Source organism: Streptomyces sp. A1136 (assembly GCF_004795055.1).
GTDB lineage: Bacteria > Actinomycetota > Actinomycetes > Streptomycetales > Streptomycetaceae > Streptomyces.
This window is the reverse complement of the sequence record NZ_SSBJ01000023.1, coordinates 1-25,484: the sequence shown is the minus strand read 5'-3', so window position 1 is coordinate 25,484 and position 25,484 is coordinate 1. Positions and strand designations below refer to the sequence as shown.

The 25,484-nt window shown below is 68.9% G+C and carries 27 protein-coding genes and 4 pseudogenes; 15 read left to right on the top strand and 16 right to left on the bottom strand.

Features of this window, described 5'->3' with window-relative positions:
- Positions 1-674: 674 nt before the first annotated feature.
- The 3 genes from E6R62_RS22380 to E6R62_RS22370 form a co-directional block, all read right to left on the bottom strand.
- Positions 675-1,340 (bottom strand): VC0807 family protein, encoded by a 666-nt coding sequence (locus E6R62_RS22380; protein WP_136215303.1) that lies wholly within the window; start codon positions 1,338-1,340, stop codon positions 675-677.
- A 149-nt stretch (positions 1,341-1,489) separates the two neighbouring features.
- Positions 1,490-2,143, bottom strand: a complete 654-nt coding sequence (locus E6R62_RS22375; protein ID WP_136215302.1) for a response regulator transcription factor — start codon at positions 2,141-2,143, stop codon at positions 1,490-1,492.
- Positions 2,107-4,140 (bottom strand): sensor domain-containing protein, encoded by a 2,034-nt coding sequence (locus E6R62_RS22370; protein ID WP_168714142.1) that lies wholly within the window; start codon positions 4,138-4,140, stop codon positions 2,107-2,109. Before E6R62_RS22370 ends, E6R62_RS22375 begins: the two co-directional genes overlap by 37 nt.
- 179 nt (positions 4,141-4,319) lie before the next feature.
- Between E6R62_RS22370 and E6R62_RS22365 the strand changes: the two genes are divergently transcribed.
- Positions 4,320-4,595, top strand: a complete 276-nt coding sequence (locus E6R62_RS22365) for a hypothetical protein (RefSeq protein WP_136215300.1) — start codon at positions 4,320-4,322, stop codon at positions 4,593-4,595.
- A 182-nt stretch (positions 4,596-4,777) separates the two neighbouring features.
- A pseudogene (locus E6R62_RS22360) lies at positions 4,778-5,820 on the top strand (IS110 family transposase); the annotation flags it as partial.
- A gap of 421 nt (positions 5,821-6,241) precedes the next feature.
- Here E6R62_RS22360 and E6R62_RS40295 read toward each other — a convergent pair.
- The 5 genes and pseudogenes from E6R62_RS40295 to E6R62_RS40980 form a co-directional block, all read right to left on the bottom strand.
- Positions 6,242-6,531: pseudogene (locus tag E6R62_RS40295) on the bottom strand (transposase); the annotation flags it as partial.
- A gap of 10 nt (positions 6,532-6,541) precedes the next feature.
- The gene (locus E6R62_RS22350) at positions 6,542-7,579 is read right to left on the bottom strand and encodes a transposase (protein WP_240801815.1); all 1,038 of its coding nucleotides are present in this window, start codon (positions 7,577-7,579) and stop codon (positions 6,542-6,544) included.
- A 462-nt stretch (positions 7,580-8,041) separates the two neighbouring features.
- Complete coding sequence (locus E6R62_RS22345; protein ID WP_136215299.1) at positions 8,042-8,608, bottom strand: GNAT family N-acetyltransferase; 567 nt, start codon at positions 8,606-8,608, stop codon at positions 8,042-8,044.
- A gap of 231 nt (positions 8,609-8,839) precedes the next feature.
- Positions 8,840-9,043 (bottom strand): annotated as a pseudogene (locus tag E6R62_RS40985) (hypothetical protein); the annotation flags it as partial.
- 40 nt (positions 9,044-9,083) lie between these two features.
- Entirely contained in the window at positions 9,084-9,263 is a 180-nt protein-coding gene (locus tag E6R62_RS40980; protein WP_240801814.1) for a DUF6233 domain-containing protein, read from the bottom strand.
- A gap of 302 nt (positions 9,264-9,565) precedes the next feature.
- Between E6R62_RS40980 and E6R62_RS22330 the strand changes: the two genes are divergently transcribed.
- The 4 genes and pseudogenes from E6R62_RS22330 (at position 9,566) to E6R62_RS22315 (ending at position 12,156) form a co-directional block, all read left to right on the top strand.
- Positions 9,566-10,264, top strand: coding sequence for a YafY family protein (locus tag E6R62_RS22330; protein WP_136215298.1), 699 nt, complete (start codon positions 9,566-9,568; stop codon positions 10,262-10,264).
- Positions 10,265-10,314: 50 nt separating this feature from the next.
- The gene (locus tag E6R62_RS39680) at positions 10,315-11,064 is read left to right on the top strand and encodes a nuclear transport factor 2 family protein (protein ID WP_168714141.1); all 750 of its coding nucleotides are present in this window, start codon (positions 10,315-10,317) and stop codon (positions 11,062-11,064) included.
- Between the two features lie 225 nt (positions 11,065-11,289).
- Positions 11,290-11,461, top strand: a pseudogene (locus E6R62_RS40975) (lamin tail domain-containing protein); the annotation flags it as partial.
- Between the two features lie 203 nt (positions 11,462-11,664).
- Positions 11,665-12,156 (top strand): MarR family winged helix-turn-helix transcriptional regulator, encoded by a 492-nt coding sequence (locus tag E6R62_RS22315; RefSeq protein WP_136215297.1) that lies wholly within the window; start codon positions 11,665-11,667, stop codon positions 12,154-12,156.
- 364 nt (positions 12,157-12,520) lie between these two features.
- On the opposite strand, the gene E6R62_RS42195 is transcribed toward E6R62_RS22315, so the two are convergent.
- The gene (locus E6R62_RS42195; RefSeq protein ID WP_368773869.1) at positions 12,521-13,138 is read right to left on the bottom strand and encodes a DUF6518 family protein; all 618 of its coding nucleotides are present in this window, start codon (positions 13,136-13,138) and stop codon (positions 12,521-12,523) included.
- A gap of 160 nt (positions 13,139-13,298) precedes the next feature.
- Complete coding sequence (locus tag E6R62_RS22310) at positions 13,299-13,766, bottom strand: lactococcin 972 family bacteriocin (RefSeq protein ID WP_136215296.1); 468 nt, start codon at positions 13,764-13,766, stop codon at positions 13,299-13,301.
- 1,477 nt (positions 13,767-15,243) lie between these two features.
- Between E6R62_RS22310 and E6R62_RS39675 the strand changes: the two genes are divergently transcribed.
- The gene (locus tag E6R62_RS39675) at positions 15,244-15,504 is read left to right on the top strand and encodes a hypothetical protein (RefSeq protein ID WP_168714139.1); all 261 of its coding nucleotides are present in this window, start codon (positions 15,244-15,246) and stop codon (positions 15,502-15,504) included.
- Positions 15,505-15,514: 10 nt separating this feature from the next.
- Here E6R62_RS39675 and E6R62_RS22305 read toward each other — a convergent pair whose 3' ends face one another.
- Positions 15,515-15,769: a hypothetical protein gene (locus E6R62_RS22305; protein WP_136215295.1), complete on the bottom strand. Its 255-nt coding sequence runs from the start codon at positions 15,767-15,769 to the stop codon at positions 15,515-15,517.
- Between the two features lie 378 nt (positions 15,770-16,147).
- Between E6R62_RS22305 and E6R62_RS22300 the strand changes: the two genes are divergently transcribed.
- The 4 genes from E6R62_RS22300 to E6R62_RS22285 all read left to right on the top strand — a co-directional run bounded on the left by E6R62_RS22300 (position 16,148) and on the right by E6R62_RS22285 (position 18,650).
- Complete coding sequence (locus E6R62_RS22300; RefSeq protein ID WP_136215294.1) at positions 16,148-16,411, top strand: hypothetical protein; 264 nt, start codon at positions 16,148-16,150, stop codon at positions 16,409-16,411.
- Between the two features lie 424 nt (positions 16,412-16,835).
- Entirely contained in the window at positions 16,836-17,132 is a 297-nt protein-coding gene (locus E6R62_RS22295) for a hypothetical protein (RefSeq protein WP_136215293.1), read from the top strand.
- Positions 17,125-17,931 carry a DUF2637 domain-containing protein gene (locus tag E6R62_RS22290; RefSeq protein ID WP_240801813.1) on the top strand — a complete coding sequence of 269 codons (807 nt, stop codon included), beginning with the start codon at positions 17,125-17,127 and terminating at the stop codon, positions 17,929-17,931. The genes E6R62_RS22295 and E6R62_RS22290 overlap by 8 nt, the downstream gene beginning before the upstream one ends.
- A gap of 458 nt (positions 17,932-18,389) precedes the next feature.
- The gene (locus tag E6R62_RS22285) at positions 18,390-18,650 is read left to right on the top strand and encodes a hypothetical protein (protein ID WP_206308805.1); all 261 of its coding nucleotides are present in this window, start codon (positions 18,390-18,392) and stop codon (positions 18,648-18,650) included.
- A gap of 510 nt (positions 18,651-19,160) precedes the next feature.
- Here E6R62_RS22285 and E6R62_RS22280 read toward each other — a convergent pair.
- A complete protein-coding gene (locus tag E6R62_RS22280; RefSeq protein ID WP_136215292.1) occupies positions 19,161-19,403 on the bottom strand; it encodes a hypothetical protein in 243 nt (80 codons plus the stop codon).
- A gap of 558 nt (positions 19,404-19,961) precedes the next feature.
- Positions 19,962-21,365: a LuxR C-terminal-related transcriptional regulator gene (locus E6R62_RS22270; protein WP_168714138.1), complete on the bottom strand. Its 1,404-nt coding sequence runs from the start codon at positions 21,363-21,365 to the stop codon at positions 19,962-19,964.
- Positions 21,366-21,527: 162 nt separating this feature from the next.
- Between E6R62_RS22270 and E6R62_RS39670 the strand changes: the two genes are divergently transcribed.
- From E6R62_RS39670 to E6R62_RS22255, 4 genes are all read left to right on the top strand, one after another.
- Positions 21,528-21,722 (top strand): hypothetical protein, encoded by a 195-nt coding sequence (locus E6R62_RS39670; protein ID WP_168714137.1) that lies wholly within the window; start codon positions 21,528-21,530, stop codon positions 21,720-21,722.
- Positions 21,723-21,889: 167 nt separating this feature from the next.
- A complete protein-coding gene (locus E6R62_RS22265) occupies positions 21,890-22,141 on the top strand; it encodes a hypothetical protein (protein ID WP_136215290.1) in 252 nt (83 codons plus the stop codon).
- An 81-nt stretch (positions 22,142-22,222) separates the two neighbouring features.
- Positions 22,223-23,092 (top strand): Crystal protein ET79, encoded by an 870-nt coding sequence (locus E6R62_RS22260; RefSeq protein ID WP_136215289.1) that lies wholly within the window; start codon positions 22,223-22,225, stop codon positions 23,090-23,092.
- 56 nt (positions 23,093-23,148) lie between these two features.
- Positions 23,149-24,039 carry a ribosome-inactivating family protein gene (locus E6R62_RS22255; protein ID WP_168714136.1) on the top strand — a complete coding sequence of 297 codons (891 nt, stop codon included), beginning with the start codon at positions 23,149-23,151 and terminating at the stop codon, positions 24,037-24,039.
- A gap of 295 nt (positions 24,040-24,334) precedes the next feature.
- Here the strand turns inward: E6R62_RS22255 and E6R62_RS22250 are convergent, their stop codons facing one another.
- From E6R62_RS22250 to E6R62_RS22240, 3 genes are all read right to left on the bottom strand, one after another.
- Positions 24,335-24,736: an SMI1/KNR4 family protein gene (locus E6R62_RS22250; protein ID WP_136215287.1), complete on the bottom strand. Its 402-nt coding sequence runs from the start codon at positions 24,734-24,736 to the stop codon at positions 24,335-24,337.
- 12 nt (positions 24,737-24,748) lie between these two features.
- Complete coding sequence (locus E6R62_RS22245; protein ID WP_168714135.1) at positions 24,749-25,099, bottom strand: transposase; 351 nt, start codon at positions 25,097-25,099, stop codon at positions 24,749-24,751.
- Positions 25,100-25,306: 207 nt separating this feature from the next.
- On the bottom strand, positions 25,307-25,484 hold a 178-nt coding region (locus E6R62_RS22240; RefSeq protein WP_168714134.1), incomplete at its 5' end, for a transposase.

Below are 25,484 nucleotides of genomic sequence, written 5' to 3'. Positions count from 1 at the left end.
CATCCAATGGTCCGGCGCCGGACAGACCGGCACCCTCGCCACCACCCGCCAGGCCTCGCCATCGGTGAAGTACAGGTCCTCAACGCGTCTTGACCAGGGACAAAACTCACCACCTCGTAGTGGTGACTACATATGTGGTCGGTGGCCGTGATGCGGTCATGGCCACCGACCACAAGGCTGGAGCTGGTTCTCGAAATCTTGTCCCTGGCGCCGGGCACCGAACCGTCGACCGGCATGGCTGAGGACAACTGTGGCGCCTCACGGCAGAAGCTCTTCATCCAGTCGGATGACCTCGATGACCGGATTCCGTTGCTCGTGGGCAGTGATGGTGGCATCCACCCCTTGGAGTCGAGGGCCCGCGAGGGACGCCGTCCACGATGAGCAGGGGCTGAGTGAGCCGGCATCAAGTTCCCCGACTTCTGGTCGCCCGTAGCTTTCGGTACCCCTCCGGCCCCTCGTCCCTCGGTAGACAAGGCGAGCCCGTCGAAAGTTCGCGCCAAACGCACGTTCGAGTGAATTGCTGTGCTTCTGAGCGGACGTCTGGCGCGATGCTGATGGGGTGACCTGCCCCGTTCTATAGGGCTGCGGCGCTGGGTGCCGGACCCAAAGGAAGCCATTAGCGTCCTCCCATGGGTACCGATAAAGCTCGCGGCATGCCAAAGGGCGGTGATGCTTCAGGCGAGTTCGGCCATCATGCGGCGTCCGTAGGTCTTGCTGATCTTGACGACGGTCATGAGCATGCCGATGAGGAGGATGACGGAGAGGACGGGGACGAGGTCGACGGGGAGGGTGTAGGCCATGAGGATGCGGGCGGCGGAGTCGATGAGGAAGGCGGCGCCCCAGGCGACGGACATCCAGCGCATGACGTTGCGGAAGCGTGCGTGGTTGTTCCAGTTGGCGTGCCAGGTTCGGGCGGTCTCTTCGGGCAGCATCTTGGTCATGGTGGTGAACATGAAGGGCCGCTTGGCGAAGAGGGTGGCGATCATCCAAAGGCCGAGCAGACCGGTGAGGTAGCTCTCGCGGGCGAGGAGGAGGCGGGCGTCACCGGTGAGGAGTGTGATGGCGGTGCCGGCGGCCATGATGCTCAGGGTGAAGAGGGTGACGGTCGAGACGCGGCGTTCGGTGGCCATCTTGTAGACGAGCTGCGCCAGGGGCACGGCGCCGCTGATGAACAGGGACAGCCACTGGCCCAGGCCGGCTCCGCGCAGGCCGTAGTAGAGGCCGAGGGGGACGCCGACCTCCATGAACGCGGTCCGGATCAGATCCGCCTTCGGGTCCTTGCCCTTGGCCTTCGTCGCGGTCTGCTGCTGTTCGGGCTGCTCCTGCTCCGCCGTCGTCACCGTCTGACTCCCTTACCCGTGGCCTGGTCCCTGTCCGGACCGCGTGGCCCGCCTTCTGAACACGAAACTACGGGCCGGACCCAGGGCGCCGGAATGGAGCTGTGAGCACACCTGCAGTGCAGAAAACTCCACCCCTTGGCGATCGCCCCTCAGTTCTGTGGGGCGTTCAGGTACGCAAGCACCGCCAGGACCCTCCGGTTGTCGCTGTTGTCCTGCGTCAGCTCCAGCTTGGTGAAGATGCTCGCCGAATGCTTGCTGACGGCGCTGTCGCTCAGGTGCAGCTCCCGCGCGATCCCCGCGTTGGACCTCCCCTCCGCCATCAGCTCCAGCACCTGGAGCTCACGCTCGGTCAACGAACTCAACGGCCCGCCGTGCTCGCCCCGCGCCACCAGCTTGGAGATCACCTCGGGGTCCATCGCCGTCCCGCCGCCCGCCACGCGGCGCAGCGCGTCGACGAACTCCTCGTCGCTGAAGACGCGGTCCTTGAGCAGGTACCCGATCCCGCCCCGCCCGTCGGCCAGCAGTTCGCGCGCGTACAGCTGCTCCACGTGCTGCGACAGCACCAGCACGGGCAGCCCCGGAATCTCCCGGCGGGCCGCCAGCGCCGCCTGCAGCCCCTCGTCGGTGAACGTGGGCGGCAGCCGCACGTCGACCACGGCGATGTCCGGCCGGTGCCGCGTCAACGCCCGCGACAGCTCCGGTCCGTTGTCGACGGCCGCGACGACCTCGAACTCGTACGACTCCAGCAGCCGCACCATTCCCTCCCTCAGGAGGAACTGGTCCTCGGCGAGGACAACACGCATGGCAGCTCCATGGTCACAAGTGTCGGGCCGCCCACCGGGCTGCTCACGAACAGATCTCCGTCGAATGTACCCAGCCGGCGGCGCACGCCCGCGAGGCCCGTGCCCTTGGCCGTATCGGCCCCGCCCCGGCCGTCGTCGCCCACCGTCATCCGCAGCACCCCGTCGGCGTGCCGCAGGTCGATGCGCACCCGGGAGGCCCCGGAATGCTTGGCGGCGTTCGCGAGCACCTCGCACACCGCGAAGTACGCGCACGCCTCCACTGGAGCCTCGAGGCGGCCGGGAACGTCCACCGTCACCTCGACGTCCAGCGGGTAGTCCAGCGCCACCGCGCGGACCGCGTCGCCCACGCCCCGCTCCGCGAGGACCGGCGGGTGGATGCCCCGCACCAGGTCCCGCAGCTGGGCCAGGGCCGTCGACGACTGCCGGCGGGCCTCGGCCACCAGCTCGCGCAGCTCCGGAGCCTCCTGCCCCAGCCGCCGCTCCACCACCCGCAGCGTCATCCCGATCGCCACCAGCGTCACCTGGGCCCCGTCGTGCAGGTCCCGTTCGATGCGGCGGAGTTCGGCGGCCTGCACCCCGGTGGCGTCCGCCCGGGTCTCCGTCAGCCGCTCCACGCGTCGGGCCAGCTGCGCGTGCCGGGTAGGCCGCAGCAGCAGCAGCGCGAAGCGGGCGTGTGCCCGCAGCGCGTACGGCGCCACCCACGACACCGCCGCCACCAGCACCGCGCCCAACCCGATCGCCGCCCACGGGACGCCCGCGAGGGCACCGCCCACCGGCAGCCGGCGCAGCGCCGCGTCCCAGAAGCTGTACGGGCCCGTGCCGTCCGCCACCAGGTCCAGCACCCCGGGCACGACGAGCCCGAAGACCGAGAACCCGACGACGACCAGCGGCACGGCCAGCAGCGCGGCGGCCACGAACGGATTGACCGCCGACCACAGCAGGTCCCGCCACACCGCCGGATCACCCGAGGTGTGGCGCATCAGCTGCAACTGCCGCACCAGGTAGGGGGTGCGGTACAGCCGCCGCCCGTACTGGTAGTAGCCGTCGGCCCCGCGTCGCACCGGCTCCGGAGCGGGCAGATAGGGCGCCTGGATCTCCACACCCAGCCAGTCGCCGGCGAGCCGCCGGCTCAGCACGACGAAGCGGCGGGCGAACCCCACGGCCTTCGGGAAGAGCAGCACCAGCCCGGTGCACACCCCGACCACCAGCGCCACCACCTGGACGACGGCCAGCACCGCGCCGGCTGCCGACAGCAGCGAAAAGAAGGCCCCGGCGCCCAGCATCCGCAGACGCCGGCCCAGCGCACCCCCGTCGGACACCACCGCCGGCGCGACCCGGCGGGCCAGCAGCAGCCGCGTCCAACACCCGTGCACCCACAGCACCAGCGGCCCGACCGTCAGCCCCGTCCCGAGCGACAGCAGCCCGACCCCGGCCACCACCACCGCACCGGCCCACGCCGTCCCCGGCAGGCCGATACCGCCGGCCGCCCGGCACAGGGCCGCGACCACCGCGTACAGACCACCGGCCACCAACGCCCCGGGCAGCGAAGCCAACGGAACCCCGACGAACGGGTCGAACAGCAGGAAGGCCAGGTCCCGTCTCGTCGCCGGATCCCGCCGCACCTGCCGCATCCGCCTGCGGCGCACCGCCGAGCCGTACGAGGCGTACAGTTGCCTGCCGTCGCGGTACAGCCCGCTGTCACGCTGCCGGGGTTCCGGCGGCTCGGGCAGGTAGGGATCGTCGACGGGCACCTCCGACCACCGCCCGGCCAGCTCGCGCCGCAACCGGGGCAGACGCCGGAACAGGTCCAGCGCACCCACCGCGCCGACACCCACCGCGACCGCGGCCGGCAGCAGGGCCGGCAGCCCCAGCAGACCCAAGGCCGCGAGCGCCGCGCCGCGCAGCGGCACCATCACGTGCGCCCGCAGGGTTGTCAGGACGCCGACCGCTCCGGTCGGCGCCTCACGTCGTAGTTCCCGGGAGTTCGGAGCGAGCACCGGCCCAGTTTCCCACGGCCCGTTCGAGCGCCGATCTTGCCGATCTCGTGCGGGGTGCAGTTTCCACCACCCCACCTGTACTCCGAACTCCATCCCCGGCGGCGCCCGCGATCCGTACCGTTGTCACCACAGGGCCCCCGGTCGGCTCCCCGGCCGACCGGCCCGCGCTCCTCTACCCGGTGCCCCAGCCGGACAACACTGACCCGGACGACGTCCTCATCGACATGCGCCAGGACATGGACCGCCGGCGGGAGGACTACGCCGCCGAGCTCAAGGCCAGGGCCCTCGGCATGGAGACCGACCCCCTGCTCCTGGCTCTCCAAGAAGCGAAGCAGGCCCGGGAGCAGCCGACCGGCGCACACGCCTGCTCCTGGCCTACGCCCGCGAGTTCTACCCCCCCCATTACCTTCTTGGTGGCCCCGCAATGGGGCGCCCGGCCTCTGGAGTTGGCATGACTTTCTCCCCCTGTCGAGTTCATGGCTTGGGGGGTGGTGTCACCGGCACCGGAGGCATCGACAGACCGCTGATTAGGGGCATGACCACCGACCTTTCCGCAGGTCGGGAGGCTCTTCGTAATGTGGATGTGGCGATCGGTGCCGTGGGACGGCCGGGCGATGGGGACGACCGGAGGACGCACGTGATCGACATCAGCGGCATCGGCGCCTTCCTCGGCCTGGACGTCGGCAAAGGCGAACACCACGCCACAGCCGTCACCCCGGCCGGGAAGAAGGCCCTCGACAAGCGGTTACCCAACAGCGAACCCAAGCTCCGCGAGGTCTTCGGGAAACTGCAGGCCAAGCACGGGACCGTGCTGGTCGTGGTCGATCAGCCGGCCTCGATCGGGGCTCTGCCGCTGGCGGTGGCCCGGGACATGGGCTGCCCGGTCGCCTATCTGCCCGGACTGACGATGAGGCGGATCGCCGATCTCTACCCGGGCGAGGCCAAGACCGATGCCCGCGACGCGTTCGTCATCGCCGACGCCGCCCGCGCCATGCCCCACACGCTCCGCTCGGTCGACCTCGAGGAAGAGACCATCGCCGAGCTGGAGATGATCGTCGGCTTCGACGACGACCTCGCCGGCGAGGCAACCCGCATCAGCAACCGCCTCCGCGGCCTCCTCACGCAGATCCATCCGTCGCTGGAACGGGTCCTGGGGCCGCGAGTGCAGCACCCGGCCGTGCTCAAGCTCCTCGACCAGTTCGGATCCCAGCCCAGATCCGCAAGGCCGGACGGCGTCGGCTCGTGACCTTGATACGTCCCAAAGCGCCGCGGATGGCTGAGCGGCTGGTCGAGGACATCTTCACGGCTCTGGACGAGCAGACCGTCGTCGTCCCGGGCACGGACGCGGCTGCATTGATCGTCCCCAGCCTCGCCAGTTCTCTTCAGGCGGTGCTTGACCAGCGAAAACTCATCGCGGCCCGAATCGAGGAACTGCTGGAGAGCCACCCTCTTTCGAAGGTCCTGACGTCCATGCCGGGGATCGGCGTCAGGACCGGAGCCCGCATCCTCATCGACGTCGGCGACGGCAGTTCGTTCCCGTCCGCCGCCCACCTCGCTGCCTACGCCGGCCTCGCCCCGGCGACCCGCAGTTCCGGCTCGTCGATCCGCGGCGAACAACCCTCCCGGAGAGGAAACAAGCAGCTCAAACGGGCTTTCTTCCTCTCCGCGTTCGCCGCCCTGGCCGCAGCAGCGCAGCCAGACCCTCGAACCGTTGAGGATCGACAACTCCGTTCAGGAGCGTGTCTCCGTCAGTCGGGTCGACCTCGATGCGGCACCAGCTGGTCTCGACCTCATACGACTCCCACGACGAGCCTGATCTGGAACTCCAGCCGGCCCCGATGAACCGCTCGGCCACCAACGACGCACTCGGGGCTCCTGCCAGGCCACCACACACATTGTTGTTGATCTCAAGCCAGATGGGATCGAGCGGCTGTCCCTCATCGGATATGTCCACAGCTGGACTATGAAGCAGACCCCCGCAACCCGCGATCGCACACGCTATCGACATCAAAACTCATCGATGTTGATCACTGCACACCGGGCCACACGCCTCCCGAGCTCCTTGACAAACGACTCCCCAAGAAGTCGTCATAGCCACCCCTTTGAGAGCCCGGACGTGGGACCCGCCCACGGAGCAGTCGTCCGGGTACAGCAGACCGGCACGGCGCAACTCGGTCAGCAGGACGGCATGCAGGCGGGGCCACATGCCGGCCTCGGTCCAGTCCCGCAGCCGGCGCGAAGCCGTCACTCCGGAGCAGCCCACCGTCTCTGCGGGAACATCACGCCACGCGACCCTGTCCGCAGCACATACATGACGCCGGCGAGGGCCACTCGGTCAGGAACACGCAGCCGCCGGGGATAGCGAAGACGCCTCTCGGGAGCGGGCGGCAAAAGCGTGAAGCTACGGGCTGATTGGCTTTGTCAACAGGATGTCGATGCTGAAGGTGGCCTTGTAGGTGCGGCGGTCGACGCGCAGGCTCTTGTACGCGTAGCGGGATAGGGGGTGCTTGGTCGCGCGGGGGCTGAGGCGGAGCCGGCGGGCGGGCATGGCCCGGTCCAGGACCGCGCGGCCGATGGCGCTGGCGAGGTCGATGACGGTGCCGGCGATCACGCCCGTGGCTTGTATGACCTGGTCACGGGCGGTCTGCAGGGCGATGCTGAAGCCGGCCCGGTCCGGGTCGGCGTCGGGGATCGCGTCGGTGATCGCGATCCTGATCAGCTGGTAGAAGGTCAGCAGGGCGTAGACCTCCTGGGCGATACCGGCCATGGTCCGAGCCCGCAGCACACGGCGGCCGGGCATGGATTTCCTGATCGCGAAGTAGGCGGATTCCACCTCCCGGCGCTCGTGGTAGAGCTTGACCAGCTCGAACGCGGGGCGGCGGCGGTGGTCCAGGAGCGTGGTGGCCGGCCGGTAGACCCCTGTGGTGCGTCCGGCCGTGGTGGCGATGGTGATCTCGCACTCGATGATGCGGACCTCCAGCGTGCCGATCCGCGACAGGAACGATCCGTCGGGCAAACGGCGCAGGACTGGTGGCTTGCGGGCTGCGGACAGGCGGCCCAGGAACGCCGCTCCGGTGCCGGCCACGGTTTCGAGGAAGGTATTGGAGGAGGAGCCGCGGTCCAGCAGCACGATCATCAAAGCCTGCAGGGAACGGGCGAGGCGCTTGCCGTAACTGGTCTCGCCACGGGTACGGGGGCCGAGGACCGCGTCGATGACGGCGCGGGTTCCGCAGGCGACCAGAGCCACCAGCAGGATCTGGGGGTAGCCGGAGGCGGCGTACTGGTTGGAGGTCTTGCCCAGGCGAGCCCGGGTGGCCGGGTCGTCGGGGACATCGAGATAGGTGCCGTCGATGGAGACCACTAGCAGCCCGGTCCAGCGGGCGCCCGTGGTGCGGATCGCGGACGCCGGCCCACCCACCAGGTCGAACAGCGCGCGCATCGGGCGCACCCCGAGCCGGGCACGGGCGTGCCACAGCGCAGTGCCGGTGACCTTGGGTACCGGCAGGGACCCCACCAGCGTTGAGCTTGGACCACACCGCGAGGTAGCCGCACTCCTCGAACAGCGCCGCGGCTGGCAGCAGGTAGACCACCACCCGGGCGGGCAGCTTCCGCAGCAGCTACTGCACCGCCTCGCACTCGGCGAGGACCTCATCGACCATCTCGAACGGCACGATCTGCGTCAACTCACCCAGATGACCAGGAGCGAAGACACCTTCGGCTACCGCGATCTCGCGGCTGATGACACTCTGACCGGACAGCGGAGCTCCCGTGGTGAACGACTCGTCTGAGCAGACAACGTCGTTCCACCGGGGCACCGCTCCACGTCAGGTGGTCCGCCAGAACCAGCTGGTGGAATGGCCGACCTTTGACCAAGCCCCTCAAGCGGCACTACCTGAACTTCTCATTGAGCCCGATCGGCGTTCCACTCCCGGGCAAGCGTCGCATAGACGTACTCGCTGCCCCAGCGCTCGTTGTCGAGGTCGTTCTCGACAAGGTGCGCCTCCCGGCGCATGCCGAGGCGCTCGCACACGCGCACCGACCCGGTGTTGAGTACATCGAGGCGGGCGAAGAGCCGGTGTACGCCCAACTCGGCGAAAGCCAGCGCGGCGGTCGCACGCGCGGCCTCGGTCGCGTAACCCCGGCCGCCGTACGCTGGGTTGAAGATCCAGCCGATCTCGACCTGGCGTGCTCGCGCGCTCGTGAGCTTCAGGACAACCTCGCCGACGACCGTTGCCTCGCCGACCGGGCAGACGGCGACCACGAGGTCGTCGCCGTCCTCGGCCCACGCCGTGCCGGCCGCGCGCCTCGTCAGGCTCTGCGCGCACCGTTCACGAGTGAGCGGCTCCCGGTAGAGGTAGCGAGCGACTTCGGGGAGGCCCTGGTACGCGTACAAGTCATCGAGGTCGTCCGGCGTGAACATACGCAAAAGGAGCCGTTCGGTGCTGAAGGGCAGCGAGAGCATAGTCATCGATCTGGTGTTTCTCCCCCCGGGGCTACCGCGCCAACCTGAGTGACCGGGCCGCGGACCTCCCAACGACTCATCTTGGGCAACAACGCCGTTCTAACCCCCTTGCCACCAGCAGCGCAACCGTAATTTCACGGCCCTGTCCTAAAGCGACACGAACTGCGTGGGGACACGGTCTCTGCGGCGACAAACGCGCGCGAGCAGTACCGGCGGCTGCGCCCCCGGCGCCTGCTCCTCGTCGGTGTCCGGACTCCACACGGTGGGTCCGCCGCCGCTCCACTCGATCAGCAGAGGATCGTCCAGGCGGACGCTGTCGGGGTCGAGGCCGGCCCGGCGCAGGAACTCCGTGAGATCGCCGGGGCCGAGGGCGCGGCCGAGGATTTCGCCGTCGCAGCGGACGCGGCGCCCGCCTTGGGCGTCGGGCGGGTAGACGATGATGCGCTGGCGGGGCTCATCCCTCCACCCTGCTGCCGGGCCCTCATTCCAGCACCCCGAGTGCGGTGTCCGGGCGGCACTGGGGACATGCGGGTATGCCCCGGGCGAGCAGGTCGCGGATCTGGTCGGCGGTGGCGGGAGCGCAGCGTTTGCCGGTGTCCCGGCACGTTCCGACGTGGAGGCGGCTCGGCGGGCGGCCGGTGCCGATCTCGCGCTCGACCAACCACGCCGGCGGCTCGGCGGGCGGTCGGCGTCGTGCTGCGGCGGCCTCGGCCTCCTCGGCCGCGTTCAGCGCGCGCTCGGCGCGGCCGAGTTCGCCGCCCAGGTAGTTGACCAGCGTCCGCAGGCGCGGCTGGTCGGGCGGCAGACAGACACCGTTCGGACCCCGTACTGCGCCCGCCTACGCGGCCGTACACGCCTCGCACAACGGGTTCGCGGGAGCGCCGTAGCGCGCACACGGCCGGTCGGTTGACTGCACTGACTCGGGGATCGGCTCGACTCGGTGGCTGCGGTTAGGCTGGGGCAGTGAACCGTACCGATCGCCTGTATGCGCTGGTCGAGGAGCTTCGAGCGGTGGCGCCCCGGCCGCGCAGTGCTCCGTGGCTGGCACGGCGGTTCGAGGTCAGCGTGCGCACCGTGGAGCGGGATCTCGAAGCGTTGAGGCAGTCGGGCCTGCCGATCCGCAGTGACCCCGGTCGGGCTGGTGGATACAGCCTGGACCGGGACCGTACGCTGCCGCCCGTGACACTCAGCGCCACTGAGGCCCTCGCTGTCAGCGTCGCGCTTCGCACAGCGGCGTCCACGCCGTTCGCGGCAGCCGCACATCGCGCCGGTCGGAAGGTGCTGGCGGTGCTGCCCGCCGACGTGCGACAGCGGGAGGAAGCGCTCGCGCGGCTGGTATACCGGGTCGGGGACCACGCGCCCGGTCAGAGCGACATGTTGAGCGAGATCATCGTCGGGGCAGTGGTCTCCGGACATGTCCTGCACCTCACCTATACCGACCGGGCCGGCGCGGCAACAACGCGCGACGTCGAGCCGTTGGGCCTCCTATGGGGACCCAGTGGCTGGTATCTGGCGGCGTGGTGCCGGCTGCGTTCAGCGGTCCGAGGCTTCCAGCTCGGACGGATCACCTCGTTGGAACTGTCGGACGAACGAGTGGCGTCCCGGGAACCGCAGTGGAGGGCCGAGTTGAAGCGCTTGGATGCCGAACCTTTCGCTCTGTGATCTGAAACACCGACAGGACGGTGTCGCGATGGGCCCCAATGCTGTTCACCATGGACAACGAGAAGCGCATGATCACGTGGTGCCGTATGTGGAACGAGGACCCCTCCCTGGCGTACGGCCTGATGTCCGAGGATTGCGTGCAGTGGTCGGATCACGGAGCCGGCCTGGACACGGTGGTCGGCCCGCACGAGCAGGAACAGTTCGTCACCGGGTACCGCGCGCGCCACGTGAACGTCTTCAGCCCGCGAGTGTTGGTCGACGCCGGTGACCGATTCGCCTACCTGTGGGATGTGAGGAAGGCCGACGGTCAGGTACTGACGGGCATCGACGTCAACATTCTCAGGGACGACCGCATACGGGAGAACTGGACGTTCGTGGCGGAGCGGCGTTGTGAACAATCAGATCCAGCACCCGATGCGGCCTCGCGGACCGACCGGGCCACGATCGAGAACCTGTGCCACCAGTGGATTCGGCTTCGCAACGGACGGACCGAGCGGGCCAGGGACGTGGTGACGGCCGATTTCGCCCTGTTCTCGGGCGCCGGACCGGGTGGCGATGCGCACGGCCCCTCCGAGTTGGCCGAGCTGATCGAGCGGCAGGCCAAGACCAACGAACCGCCCGCCATCACGATCCACCGGCAGCCCGTCGTCGACCCCGCGCGAGGGTACGTAGCGTTTCTCTGGACGGCCGGAAACAGGGCTGACGGTACCTCTGTCGGCGGCGTCGACCTCCTGACGGTGCGCTCCGGCCGGTTCGCACGCGCGTGGTCCCTGACGGGGACTCGGCCATTCCGGTACTGAAGCCCGTGCCCACGCCACCAAGCTGGTGCAGAGAAGGTCCGGCTCCATCAGCGCGGTGCCCGGACCGGAGACGTCCTGGACGGGTTCGGGGTATTCGGCGCCCTCGCCGCCGGCCTTGCGGACGGCGGCGGCGTGCTTGATGTTGCCGGTCTTGCCGGTCTTGCCGGTCTTCTCGGCGAGCCAGAGCAACGGGTCGCGCCTGTCCAGGATTCCGTGGGTGATCGCATCCGCACCCACACCGGCAGCGGCCGCGACATCCGCACCGACCTGTTCCAGAACCGCCGAAACCACATCTGGGACAACCAAGGCGACACCGCGACACCGCGACACCGCGACGCTGCGCGATGACCACGGCCGCACGGTCGACACCGGGTCCTGGGGCCGACGCCACCACTGACCGGTGTCAAGGTGTCGGCAGCCGCCCGGACGGCGGGCGGCCGCCGACACCGCCCCTGAAGGGGATGCGGCGCGGGGCCTCGTGGATCACGGGACATTCTTGAGGCAAGCCTCCTGGTGAGAGCGTGGGCAAGCCTTGAGGCGATGTGCAGTGGATGCGCATTCCGATTGTTCGGTGCGGCGGGGGAATGTAGCGTCGTGATCATGGAATTACCGACCGGAACTATCACTGACCAGGCGCCGGCAAACCCGGTTGCCACCGATGACATGCTGGCCGTTCAACCGGTCGGCTACTGGTGCGGCCTGACCCATGCGACCGTCACCCGGCACCTGCGTGATGCCATGGCCAAGATCGACGTCACGCAGTCGCAGTACTGGGTACTCAACCGCGTGAACGGCGGTGCCACACCGCCGAGCCGCGAGGAGGTCGTCGCGCAACTGACGCACCTTGCCGACGGGCCACACGAAATCGCCAGGGTCGTCGACCAGTTGCTCCATCGCAACTGGCTCCGGATCGACGACGGGCAGCGCCTGCACCTCACGGATGCCGGGGAGGCCGCCAGAGCGCGGCTCCGTGAGCTGGCGACCGAGGTACGCGCCGTGGTCCACCAGGGCATCAGCGACGAAGAATACGTCGCCGCGCTCAAGGTACTGCGCAAGATGGTGGCCAACGTCGAGGGCGTCGGGGGCGCATAGTCATCCGCGAAGGAGACTGCGGCGAATAGGACAGCCGGCCGCAAACCCCGCAACGCCTGAGAGAGGGAGCCGGTCGAGGTGGCGCGCTCTGGTCGGGTTGCCGGCGTTGCCCCGGGAGCCGCGCACGCCCCGTTCCAGGTGAGCCAGGGGGTGTTCCGGTCGTCGGCGCGTGTTGGCCGGTTCGTGTGGCGTGCGGCGACGTCCCCTAGCCACAGGCGCCCCCCCGGACCACTGGGCATCGGGCCCTGCCCGTGAGCCAGATCGGCATGGGCTACCCCGGTCCTCAACCGGGCCCTAGCGCATGGCACAGGAGGCCCGCTCTGCTCGGGAGCGGGCCTCGTCACAGCGACTTCGCAGCAGCTTGTCAGGTCTGGGCTTGGGTAGTTCGTCGGCGCCAGGTGCTCACTGCGGCGATGCCAATGAGAACCAAGAACACCGCTATGGCTAGCCCACGGGTCACACTCCAGGTGGTACCTACCAACCCTTCCTGCCTATCCGCTTCGGCGGAGAGACGCATGGTGGTCTCACAGATCACCACGACTGGCACAAGCAGCTGGCAGGGAAGGCGGAAGGGCCCTGTACGTGCACAGTGCCCCGCGAGCCCGCAGACAGGCCCCAGAAGCAAGGCGAACACACACCACAAGGCGAGCATGGAAAGAAAATCGCCCCATGCAAAACTTAGGGCTCCTGAACTCGGGCGGCTGAAATCGGGCTGCCTGAAGTCGCCTTGCATTGCCTTCGTCACATAGTAGGCAAAGACGGTAACCACAAGGGACGCGAACCCCATTACGGCCGCGCGCCTTTTCGAGTTAGCCAGTAGCCCGGAAACGAAGGCCACTAGGGCGTATGTCCAGCCTGCTACGAGCGTGACACTTGCCGCATGACTCGCATGCCCGCCAGTGGATTCCAAAGTGGGGCCGGAGATTCCGACGATCACACCACCAACGAGGGTTAGCGCGACAGCCGATAAAAAAGAACGCACGGGTGGGACCTCGATACATCGGACGAAGGGTGCGCGCAACCTTACCGGGTCCCTGCTCACACCGCTAGGCCGCCAATGAAAGACCCGAAGGCCTGGCCGTCCCGCAAAAGGTACGGTTGGCCAGACCTTCAGAGAAGGCGAAAGTGTGACGCTACGGAGCTTAGTAGAGACCCCAGTAGGCGTTGCACGTGTACGCTGCGCCGGCGGTGATCCCCGCCGTGGCCCAGATGTCAGCTTCGCTGATGTCCTTGTCGACCCCGCCCGCGAACGCCACGCTGGCCGAGTGCTTCTTGGTCGGGTGGATGTAGTTCGAGTAGCACCTCTTGCCATTCCACTGGGCCGTGGTGCCGTAGTTCCAGGTGCCGCCGCCGACGCTTTGGGCGGCTATCCCAGCGACACCCGACTTGGGGGCCGTCGACACGTTGAAAGAGGCCACACCCCACTGGGTCGGCTTCTCACCGTGCGGGCCGATGAGCGCGGCCGGAGGGGTGGCTCCCTCGGCCGCCGTAAACACCTGGAACTGCGGGGCTGCCGGGGTAGCCGCAGTGGCGGGTCCGGCAGAGACGAGAGCTCCAGCGGCAGTCAAAATGGAGACTGCGGCAAGAGTGATCTTCCCGGGCTTCTTCAATTCATTCCCCGTCTACTAGTGGTCGCGGATTGTCTCCTCGCGCTGTCGCTTGAGTTGACGGGAACATCTTGCGTACATGTCGATCTCGCCGAGAAGTCATCTTTGAGACAGGCATCCACCCGAATTCAGGCATTCCGCATAGGCGTTGGCGAATAGAGTCCTGCAATAGCAGGAAGGGTGTGCGACCTTCCATGCAATAAATTATTTCAGCTACCATGGCCGATTATCGACTGGCTCGAATGAGGCCAGCTCGCCGGGCGTTGAGTTCATGAACGACGGGTCGATCTCGTCCGGCGCGCCGTGCACACCGCCCAAGGGGCAGCGGTTACCCGCTAGGCGGAACTGAGCGATATGGCCGAAAACGGCCTGCGCGCTCCCCGCATCTCGTCGCCTGCAACAACATCGAGCCAACAACCCACACCAAGAGGGGTGCGGCGACAAAAGCAGCTGGACCGCGTCGGAATCCTGCTAGCACGCGACATGGGAGAGATCGCCAGCGGCGGAGGGGCCGTCCAGGCGCGCCGCGGGGACATCTGAAAGGCAAAATGAACGAAGCCAACGACCTCCTACTCATCACAGTTCGACGGTGAGGTCAGCCGGCTGTTCAACCGAGCCAACGAGGAACCGGACAGGGGAGGCCGCAGCGAACTGGGCTCTGCCGGACTCTGGAAGCACGCGGTCGGTGCCGCGGCCGGAACCTTCCACACCGGCTCCCAGCAGAACGGTGACTCCGATCTGATCGTCCGATGGCACGACGGCGAAGTGACGCTCTTCCCCGGAGACCTGCGCCGCCTGTAGGTCGGCTACCGCCTCTACACCGCCCGATGGTCCCTGCCCGACCGCCCCGCCCCCCCGGCCGCCCGCTCCCGCACCCGACCCGGACCGGCAGCCCCCAGCCGATCCCGGCGAGCCGCCCGTCCCCGCACCCGACCCGGACCGGCAGCCCCCGGCCGATCCCGGCGAGCCGGCTGCGCCCCGGGCTTCGGGCCAGGATGCGGGGGAGTGGGAGATCCACCGCATCCCGCTGCAGTGCGGCGGTGCGGCGGTGCGGCGGTGCGGGAGAAGCTGCGCACCACCACCGCCGTGCGGGGCCGGTCGTACGACGTCGTCGCCCACGGACGACAGCAGGCACACAGCCCGCAGGAGCCCGGACCGCACCGCGGCTGCCAGGCCAGCCACCGAGTGGACCCGATGGCGCGCCCACTTGACGTTTGATCCGCCCGCTCACCCCCCCTTGACCGGGCCGACCGCGCGGCCGCGCACGCGCATTTCCCCTTGTCCTGCTCTGCGACGAGCGACCGTTACTGAGGTTGTCTCACGGTCAGAGAACCTGAAGATCTTGATGGAGCGTCAACGAACTCCCGCGACGGCGGCCGGCGCACCGCTCGATCCCGGGGTGGCCGCACCCGCACGAGTGGGTAGGTCGAAAGGTGTGCGAGAGAGAGTCCGTTACTCGACGGGTCACGTTCAGGGGTGTGTGGAGATGACGGAACAGTCACGTGCCGCCACGTCGGGGATGCGGGTTCGTTGCCTGGGCATGGAGAAAACCGTTTCGCCTCCTGTGTGGGTCTTCGGCCGGCTCCTCATGGAGTGGGGGCAGGTATCGGATGTGCCGATCTATGACGCGGTGGTGCGGCAGTGGCTTGCCGAGGGCCGTGAGGTGCCCCGTCGTCCCGGCTCGCCTTGGAGCGGTGTCCGGTCGGCGGTGGACGGTGGTGACCTGTTCCTCCGTGCGTGAACGCATCCCTTTACAGGGGCCGGTACAGCCGCTCGCGCAGGTTCAGCAGGTCGGTGGTGCCGGCGACGGCGGCCAGGTCGGCCAACAAGGTGTCGATTTCCTTGTCCTCGCCGTTCCGGACCGCGTGCACAATGCGGTCGATCGTCTTTCGGACCCGCCCGTCGACCACCGGCGCCTCGGCTGAACCGGCCGGCTCTCCCGACCCGCCCGCGGGGGTGTCTGCCGGCCTGGCGTCCGCCGGCACATCACCCTCAGTGAAGGCCATCCACGTCCAGCCCCTCATTCTTCTCCCGCGAGGACGCGGTCGGCCGCGTGGTGAGGACACGACCGGTGGTGCCCGTCGCAATGAGACCGTTCCCGGACACGGCGGTCGTCCGGCCCTGGTCGCGACCCGGTCCTGTGGGGCAGGGCGGGCACAACAGAGTCAGCGAGGCCGGCACGCCGTCGCCGGCTTCCGCTTCCGGCCGCAGCCCGAAGGGGCCGTCCAGGCCGGGGAGCACACCCAGAGCGGGGCCGCCCTTGATTCCATGGGAGCCGTAGATCATGGGGCCACATTTCCCATCAGAGCAGCCGAATATGCCCGTCGCCGCTCCTCAGCGCCCCGGTGCACCGGGGCAAGCAACAGAGCCCCGAAACCTCTGGGTTGAGTTCTATTTTTGCGGCGAAGTCCGAAGTCTGGTCGCCCGAACATCTGGCGCTTGAGCATCTTGATCCGGTTGACATGCCCATGACCGCGCCCCGAGCTTCTGGACAGGCCCAACCCGGCGATGACGGCGTCGAGGTCGCGGTCGATGCCGGCGCCGAGAGTGTGGAGGCTGGGCAGGTCGGCCTGTCGAACGGCGTCGAGCCACTCCGGGAGACGCTCGCCTTGGAGGCGGTGAGCATGGTCGCGAAGGACCGGACGTGACGGGTAAGGGCGTCGAGCTCACCGGATGCGCGCCGACTCCGGGTGAGGTCAAGTGGCGTGCCTTGTGTTCAGGACAGGTCGATCCGCGACAACAGACCTACTGCTATGGGGGGTTGCGTCTTGTGGGCCGTTTACGGCCGGGCGGGCGCGCGGGCGCGTACGAGCGCCCCTACGCGGCGGGGCGCGCGCCTACCTTCGTTGCGTGCAGGGCCTTCACGCCCCCTGGTGGACACCACTTGATGGCTGCATGCGTCCTTGTCGTGAGCTGGCACGACCGCTTCGGGGACGGCGTGGCGGCTGCTGTCCCCAAAGGGTCCCCGTGAATGCCCAAATGATTAAAGACACTGGTCAATGCTTGTTTACAAAGCATGCCATCACCTGAACGGACCACACCCTCGCCGATATCGGGAGCGTTTAGGGGACTATGACAACAGCAAACCACGCAGAAATTTTTCTGCGGAGCGCGGGCCGCTACGGATACGTCGTCGGCACCGAAGGCGCACGGGCGGGCGACTGGACATACACGGGCTGGACCCCACACAAGGCCGCGACGTTGCGCAACGAGGGGCGTGAAGTGGATCTCCACTATTCGTCCTCGATCTTCGAGGACTTCCTGGAGGAGATGAGCCGGATCCAGAACGAGTTCCGTCGGCGCTCCCCGAACAGCGGACCGTCTGAGACCGCCGTCGGCGAGTGCTTCGGGGAGATCCTCGGTGTTTGAGCAGTACGGCTGGGACGACGGCAGTGGATCCCACCCCTCCCTCCCGGGTTTCTCCGCGTTGTGGCCGCCGCAGGGCTTCGAGCAACACGGCGCCGCCCAGCAACCGCTCATCGACGCCGGCGCAATGGATACCGCGTGGGATCCGACGCAAGAGCTTGCTCACCTCCTGCAGGAGGCCGGCCGGCCGGGGCAGGCAGAGACGACGTTCGTCGACCAGTTCGGGACCGCCGATACTCACCCTCTCGCCGGTACGATCCCCGAACCGGCGCAGCGGGCCGGTGAACAGCTGCGGCCGCTGACCGGCCACGGGCACCGTCGTACCCCGCCGAGATCAACGGCGGGGTCCCTGCTCGGGACGGGCAGCGTCTTCACCGCCGTGCTGGTCGCCGTCATCGCCGCCGTGGTCAGCGTCTTCAGCGGTCTGGCCATCTGCGACGCCCTGCGGCACAGCGCCGGCCCGCACACCACGCAGGACGTCGTCAGCTGGTGGCCGCTGCTGATCTACGGGCCGTGGGTGGTCGCCTCCCTGTCCATCCTCCGGGCCGCCCTGCATCAACGTCGAGCCGTGCACTCCTGGTCCATCGTCCTGCTGTTCTCGACCCTTGCCACGCTCCTGTGCGTGGCACAGGCACCCGGCACGTTCGCGGCTCGGGCGGCGGCCACGCTCCCGCCCATCGCCGCACTGGCCTGTTTCCAGCAACTCGTCCGGCAGATCACCCTCACCCGACCGCCCCGCCAACCCGTCCCACGACACCGTGGCCGCACACTTCGCCTGCTGCGGCAACCGACAGTCGTCTGAGCGGCCCGGACACCGCACTCCCCGACTACCCGGTAAAGGACCAAAGGGCCGCCCGGGCTTATACCCCTCCCGGATTCCGCTACAGCTCATGAACCTCGCGGAATCGCGGCCCCGCCCTCCGGGGAGAGACAAACGCCTCGCGCTGCGCCGTGTTTTCTCGATCACCAAGCCTCTCCCTCCCCGTGCAAGAAGCGTGATCACTTGCAGTACGGGAACGAAGATCAAAACGGATTAGTCACGGGTTGCCGACGGTCTCAGCCCTACGGGTCTGCGCCGTGAGCGGCCGCCCCCCCCGCATCACCGGTACGACACCGGGGTGGCGCAACGAGCAGCGCCGTGAGCGGCCGCCCCCCCCGCATCACCGGTACGACACCGGGGTGGCGCAACGAGCAGCGCCCTGAGTGGCGTCTACCCAATCCCCTCACATCCTTCCCAGCATCTTCCGCAAGGACAGCACCATGCCTCACGAGCTCACCCACGCCGAACGACTGCGGTACAAGCGGAGCCAGGACGCCGCCTACCAGGCAGGCGAGGAAGCCGTCACGAACCTGCAGGCCGCATTGGCGCTCGCCGGCTTGACCCTTCCCTCGCTCTGCAACGACGGGCCGGTCGGCTGCCGTGGCCTCGTCCGGCTCGGCGGGTGCAGCACAGCGGTCGCCAACCAACTCGCCGAAGTCATCGCCGCGGGCGCCCGCACCCTGCAGGGCCAATACCTGTGAGCACCACGATCCGAGCCGCTGATCGATGGCCGAAGTCGGATGCGTTCGCCTCGCGAGTGGGGGCACGCGCTGACCGACCGAGCGGGGCGACGCGGTTCTGCGCGTGGGGCCGGGGTCGGACGACCTGCGCGCTTTGGCCGTGGAAGTCACCCACCGGTGGTGTCTGTCAGGCGTCGATGCTGAGGAAGCCGACGAGGGTGTCCAGGGCGGTGTTCGCGGCCTGGCGGCGCTGGTCGGCCGTCATGTGCTCGCACTCGGTGAACATCGCCTGGTTGGCGCCGTCCAGGCCTGCGCGGGCCAGCCGGGTGACATCGGACAGCAGGTACTGCTCGTCTCGATGCAGGACAAGAGCCTGGCGCCGCCATCGCCTGTCGCCCGGTGACGCTTGTCGCTGAGGCTGCTTCCGGCGCCCTGTCCGACAACCGGGGCCCGTCGGCCCGGGCGAGTGGCGGCACCCGCCGCCCGCGGGTGCAGGGGGCGGGTGTCCGCGGCATGCGCAGGTTCGGCCGGTCAGGCCCCGGACAGCGGCAGGCTGGGCACCTGTGCTCGTACCGGCTCACTTCGCCGCTGCGAGCTCGATCCGTCGTAGCTCACGTAGTAGACCGAGGTATACGCCTGGAACGTGAGAGAACCCGTGACGCTGGCGGAACTGTTGTCCTCTCGGAGGACGTCGATGGTGTGGGTCTCGTTGTAAAGGGCCCCGGCAGTCTTCGGTTCGACGATGAGGGTCTGCGTGAACGTCTCCGACTGCATGTCCGTGACCGATGTCGAGGACGTGGTGCGGCTCAGGGCCGTGGGGGGAAGCGTGGCGCCCGGGCCGGTGTCGCGGAACTGCGGAGGGAGCGGCCTGTATTTCGTCGCAACACCGGGAAAAACGATTCACCAGCGAAGAAGTAACGGCCTCGGAAGTGGTAACGCACCGTTGCGGGTGGCGACGTCCGGCCTGTGGCCGCGCGGACTTTTTCCCGGGCGCGGGGCTACGGCCAGGAGACGGTCTCGATGACGATTTGAGGTTCGGCGCTGCGGCGGATGAAGACGTAGCGCAGCCGGCCGCGGTTGTGATCGAAGTTGAGGATGTGCGCCCCGCGGGGCTAGGTGGAGCGCGCCGGCTCGATGCAGACCTTGTCGGTGTCCAGGCCGTAGTCGCGGTAGGGGTGCCGGGAGGAGAGCAGCTCGACGACCGCGTCGATGACCAGATCCCTGATCTGCGGGGGAAGGCTGTCGCAGTATTCGCAGGCGGTCTTGGTCCAGTCGACGGCCCAGGGAGGTCCGGTGATGTCTCCGTGACCCGTGCCTTAACGGCACCAGGGGTTACGTCACGGGGTCGGCGGGTTTCGTGACGCCCGTACGGTCCGCCGCGGCGGCGCCGTCACCCGGTCCGGTCCCCTGCTCCTTCAGCCGCGCCCGGTAGGCGCGCGAGCGGCAGCGGGGTGAGCAGTAGCGGGGCGGACGCCCACCGGCCCGGTCCGGGACCGCGGCGGCCACGGCCACCGCCCCGCCACACCCGGGACACCCCGTGCCGACCGCGGGCCCACCGGCCCCGGGCCCGGCCGACGCGGGCCGGGGCACCGGCGGCGGCGGGGCGGACGTGGGCACGGCCGTGGCGGACGGGGCAGGCGCAGGCGGGGTGGGCGCAGGCGGGGCGGGCGGGGTGGGGCGGTCCGGGTGGGCGGTCAGGCCCTGGCGTTCGGCGATGACCCCCGCCTGGAAGCGGCTGTGCGCGCCGAGCCCTTCCAGCAGCTCGGAGACGTGACGGCGGCAGGTGCGCAGGGAGATGCCCAGGCGGCGCGCGATGGACTCGTCCTTGAGCCCTTTGGCGAGCAGCACAAGGATGCTCTGCTTCATCGTCTTGGACACGTCGTGCGCGGCCTGCGGCCCCGTCGCGAACGGCGCGGCGTTCTCCCAGTCCCGCTCGAAGACGTCCAGCAGATAGGCCAGCAGGTCCGGCTCCCGGATCAGCAGCGCCCCGCCCGACCTGGCCGGCAGCAGGGCCAGCGTCCCGTCCACGATGATCATCTGCGGCAGTACCTCCGGCAGCGTCCGGATCTCGGCGCCCGCTCCGACGAGTTGCTCCGCGTGCAGCCGTGTTGCCTGGTCGAAGCGCGTCGCGTGCTGGTACAGGCTCCGCATCCGGATGCCCCGCCCGAGCAGTGCCAGGTCGCGCGGCAACGCCTCCCGCAACGCCGCGGGCGGGAACGAGCCGCCGTGCTTGGAGACCAGCACCTCGCTGTGGCAGGAGTCGATCACGTCCGACAGCAGCGAGCGGACCGCCAGCTTGTCCGGCAAGTGGTCGATGGTCCCCTGCGGGAAGACGTGTTGGCGGGCCTGGAGGTAGACCGGCATCAGCGCGGCCAGCCCGTCGCGTTGCAGCTGGATGCGCCGGCGCTGTTCCCGCAGCGCCTCTTCCTGCGCGCGCAGGGCCGTGTCGCGGTCCGACAGCAACTGCGCGGTGGCGGCCTGGGGGCTCACGGGCTGCCAGCCGGCCGGCTCTCCCGCCCCGTCGTCGGCGGGGAGTTCCGTGAGGAGGCAGGAGTCGGTGAGTGTCCGTAGGGCCGCCAGGCAGGCCTGCGGGTTCACTCCGGTCTCGGCCGCGGCCTGCGGGAGGGTCGCCGGGGTCAGGCGTTCGTGGATGACCGTCCACCGGTAGAGCAGGACGGCCGCGCTGTCGAGGCCGGGTACTTGGGCCGCCGTGCCGGGTCCGCTGTCCGTCTCCATCGCATGCCTCCTAAACGTGCCTGGCAGGATCATGATCCCTCCTCGGGGATGCATGTGCCATCCATCCACTGGCAGTGTGGTGACCACGGCAGGGACGGCTCCCCGACCAGGAGCACCGCCCGCCGTGGCCGAACTGTCGCCGAGACGAGGGGAATCGACGCCATGCGCGCAATCGTGGTGCGGACACTGTTCGCGGTCGTACTGAGCACGGGGATCGTGTGGGGCGGCGCCGCCGCGGCCACCGCCGATGTGCACGGGACGACCATCACACCCCCAGGCGGCGGCCACGACAACAAGCACTGCCTCGTGACGACGGCTTGGGGCGACTCCTGGTGCCCCCGCAAGCCGCTCGACTGAGCCGCCTGGGAGACCGGGTGCGGGGGCAGCGGACTCCATCCGCTGTCGGTTGGGTGGTTGTGGGCCCGACCCGGTCGCCGGCAGGGCGCGTCGACGGACGCGTCCGGTCCCTCGTGCGTCGCCGTACGCGGCGCACGGCTCCGATCAATCACCGGAAGGTTTTCCCCGTGCGCTTCGCCATGCCCCGAACCGCCCCCCGCAGACTGGCCGCCGGCCTCTGTGCCGCCGCCGCCCTCGTGGCCGTCTCCTCCGGCGCCGCGAGCGCCGCCGAGGAGTATCGGATCTACGGCGGCTCGTACGCGAGTTACGCACAGTGCAACCAGGCCGGTTCGCTCACCGTCGGCCTGGGCCTGTACAGCCGCTACGAGTGCAACCCCAACGACAGTTCCAGCCGCTACCTCCTCTGGTACGTCGACTGACGGACGGCCCGCCCGGCCCCCTCCCCCCCTTTCCACCCCTCGCATACCTCGTACCCCACACCCGAAGGGCTTGTCATGCACATGTCTAGAAGGGCCCGTGCCCGCTGGTCCGCCTCGGCCGCCCTCCTGGCCGCTCTGGCCGGCGGCGCCGCCGCACTCGCCCCCGCCGCCCAGGCCGCCCCGGCCCCCGGCGGCGCCTCCGTCCGGTCCGCCGAGCGCAGCACCAGCGTCGTCTTCGCCAACAGCACGGGCCGCCAGCTGCTGCGCACCGGCTCCGGCCTGGACCACGGGTGCTGGTCCCGGGACGGCCTGCCCCCGGATGCCATCGCCAAGACCGTCTCCGCCTCCTGGAGCAGCGAGTCCTGCGGGTTCGCCACCGGCACTCAGGGTCACGTCACCTACAACATCGCCGGTACGGCCAAGGACGTGACCATCCGCTGGAACAACCCCTATGCGGGCAGCAACTCCTACAGCTGCGAGGCCCCCGAGGGCTACGAGTGCAGCCGCTCGGGCGGTGGCGGGAACAACGCCACCGTCAACTTCGCCCTGACGGCCAAGTCCACCGCCCGGCTCTCGGCCCTCTCACAGGCCGGAGCCCTCGCGGTCACCCCCGTGCGCAGTGTCCGCGTCACGGTGGTGAACCAATCCGGCGCCCTGCTTGCCCGGACCGGTGCGGGCCTGGACCACGGCATATGGAGCGGTGACAACCTGCCCCCGTCGGTGATGAACAACGGCGCGGTGGCCCGCTGGCAGAGCGAGTCCGACGGCTTCGCCACCGGGACGGAGGGCTCGGCCGAATACCAGATGTCCGGCGGCGGCAAGGTCGTCTTCCGCTGGGACAACCCCTTCTCCGGCGGCAACTCCTACGACTGCCAGGTTCCCGCGGGCCACTCCTGCGCCCGGGCCGGCGGCGGAGGCAAGAACGCCGACGTCGTCTTCACGGTCAACTGACCGCCGCCCCCCCGCCCCGCACGTCACCGGCACCCACCCGAATGAGGAACACCCCGATGCGCAAGCCCCTCGTCGCGGCACTCCTGTGCCTGCCCCTGCTGGCCGTGGCCGCTCCCGCCGCCCAGGCCGCCGACTCACGGCCCGAGGCAGCCCCCGTCTCCGCCCTCCAGGTCCCCGTCCGCACGGTCGCCTGGGACCTGACCTCGACCAATTCCAACACCCTGCGCGCCCGCTACTCGGACTTCATCAGGTCGCTGCGCAACACCGGCACCATGGTGGGCGGTTCCGGTTCGGACGCCGTGTGGGAGACCAGCCGCGGCAATGAGGTCATCGCCGTCAACGCCACCTACACCTGGCAGGAGAACGGTCAGGACGTCAGGCGGACGGTCACGCTCTACCTCACCGCCAACAACCTCTACCTGCGGGGCTTCTCCACCGGCAACGCCGGAAACGTCGTCCAGTTCAGCCAGGTCGGGGAGCAGGAACCCTTCGACCTCGGCCATGCGCTCGGCCGCAACGCCATCGTCCTGCCCTACAGCGGGCGCTACGGGGGCAACCACAGCCTGGAGCACGGCGACACCCAGAGCAGGCAGCTGTGGATCACTCCGAACGGGGTGTGGGGCAACATGAACGCCCTGTGGGAGTTCGCCCGCGACGGAGGCGACGCGAACGCGATCCGCAACCACCTGGTCGCCGCGATCGCGCTGACCTCCGAGTCGGCCCGCTTCCGCAACATCGAGGGCACAGTGCGCCAAGCCCTCGGCGGCGGTACCTCCCTGACCGCCCAGGAAGCCGCCGAGGAGAACGACTGGGGGCGGGGCTCCCGGTGGATCTACCAGGAGCGCAACGGCTCCCGCCCGACGCCGACCGACATCGGCGGCGCCACCGTGACCACCTACGCCCAGGCGACGCACTACATCGCCATGCTGCGCAGCGACCAGAGGTAGCGGCGGACAGCGCACCGCCCCGTATGAGCCTCGTACGGGGCGGTGTCGTGCGCGCTTCGCCATGCCCCTACGCGCGGGGGCATCAGGCCTTCAGCCTCGCGGACGCCGTGGTTCAGACCTCGTCCGCCTCGACCACTGGGCCGTCCGAGCGTTTGACCGCACGGATCGCTCTCCTCGCACAGCGTCCAGAGACGGTCTGAGTGTGGTGGGGCGGTGCTGTCAGCGGGTAATGGGCCCGCGCAGATCCTGCCCGGACCGGAGGTCGCATGCCATACCAGTTTCCGTGAGACGAGGGTCACTGAGTTGCGGGCTCCTGGTCGTCCCAGTTCCACCCGTGCTCGGGGAACTGTTCAAGCAAGGTAGTCAGCAAGGTTGCCTGGTGGATGGCGGCCGACCAGTCCTGGGCGGAGTTGTCGAGCAGAAAGAGAGCCGGAGGCTCCTGCCGGAAGTCGTAGGTGAGCATCTCGCGGTCACCGTCCCTACCGATGACGACACCGCCGGGGAAGCGTTCGTGGATGTCGCCTGCCTCGTTGACATCGACGAGCTCCTCTATGGCATTGATCATCAGGAAGTCGTCCGCCGAAAGAACGAATCGGCTCACGCTCCCTCCCGTGGCCAGGAAGGTCCGGTAGTCGGCCGGGAACCGAACTCCGAGTCGGCTCTCGGCCTGCGCTATCTGGTCGTCGTTCGAGCTCATGACGTCGTTCTGTCAAGCACAGCTCGCACTCGTGACGCCCGGCTGTCTCGCGGTAGGCGGGACACGCTTGCGTAGCAGCGGGAGCTTGGCCCGTCCGAACATCTGGCATTTGATCATCTTGATGTGGTTGACGCTGCCTTCGACGGCCCCGGAATTCCAGCGGCTGCTCAGGCCCTGGGTGACGGCGTCCCAGTCCTTCTCCAGGCCGGTGGCGAAGCTGTGCAGGCCGGGCAGGTCTTCGGCGCGGACGGCGCCGATCCAGTCTTTGCGGTGGCCGGATCGGGTGGTGAGGATCTCGGCGAACCTTCGGAAGAGTCGGCTCGTGGCATCGAGTTCGGGGCTGCGACCGAACCGGCCGCTCACCCGGTGGGCCGCTCCGCGGCCGGGCACCGGGGCGGTTCACCGAAGTGGATGACGGCGGGCCAGCCCAAACCCCGCCTCGCACACCGCCTGCGCTGGTCACACTGGCGACGCCGGCACCAAACCCGCGCAGGCCAGTGCCCTTACCGCGGGCAAGCCGCCGCTCAGCCGTGGAGATCAAGATCTACGGTGGGGTACTAGGGTCCGTCTTCAAATCGATCTTGCCCAGAGCAGAAGTGATGCGAGTGTGACCGCCGCTTCGTATGAAGTGGCGGTCTTCTCGTAGCGGGTGGCGATGCCGCGGAAGCCTTTGAGCTGGTTGAAGCTGCGTTCGACGGTGTTGCGGCGGCGGTAGATCTCGAGGTCGAATGCTGTCGGTCGGCCACCT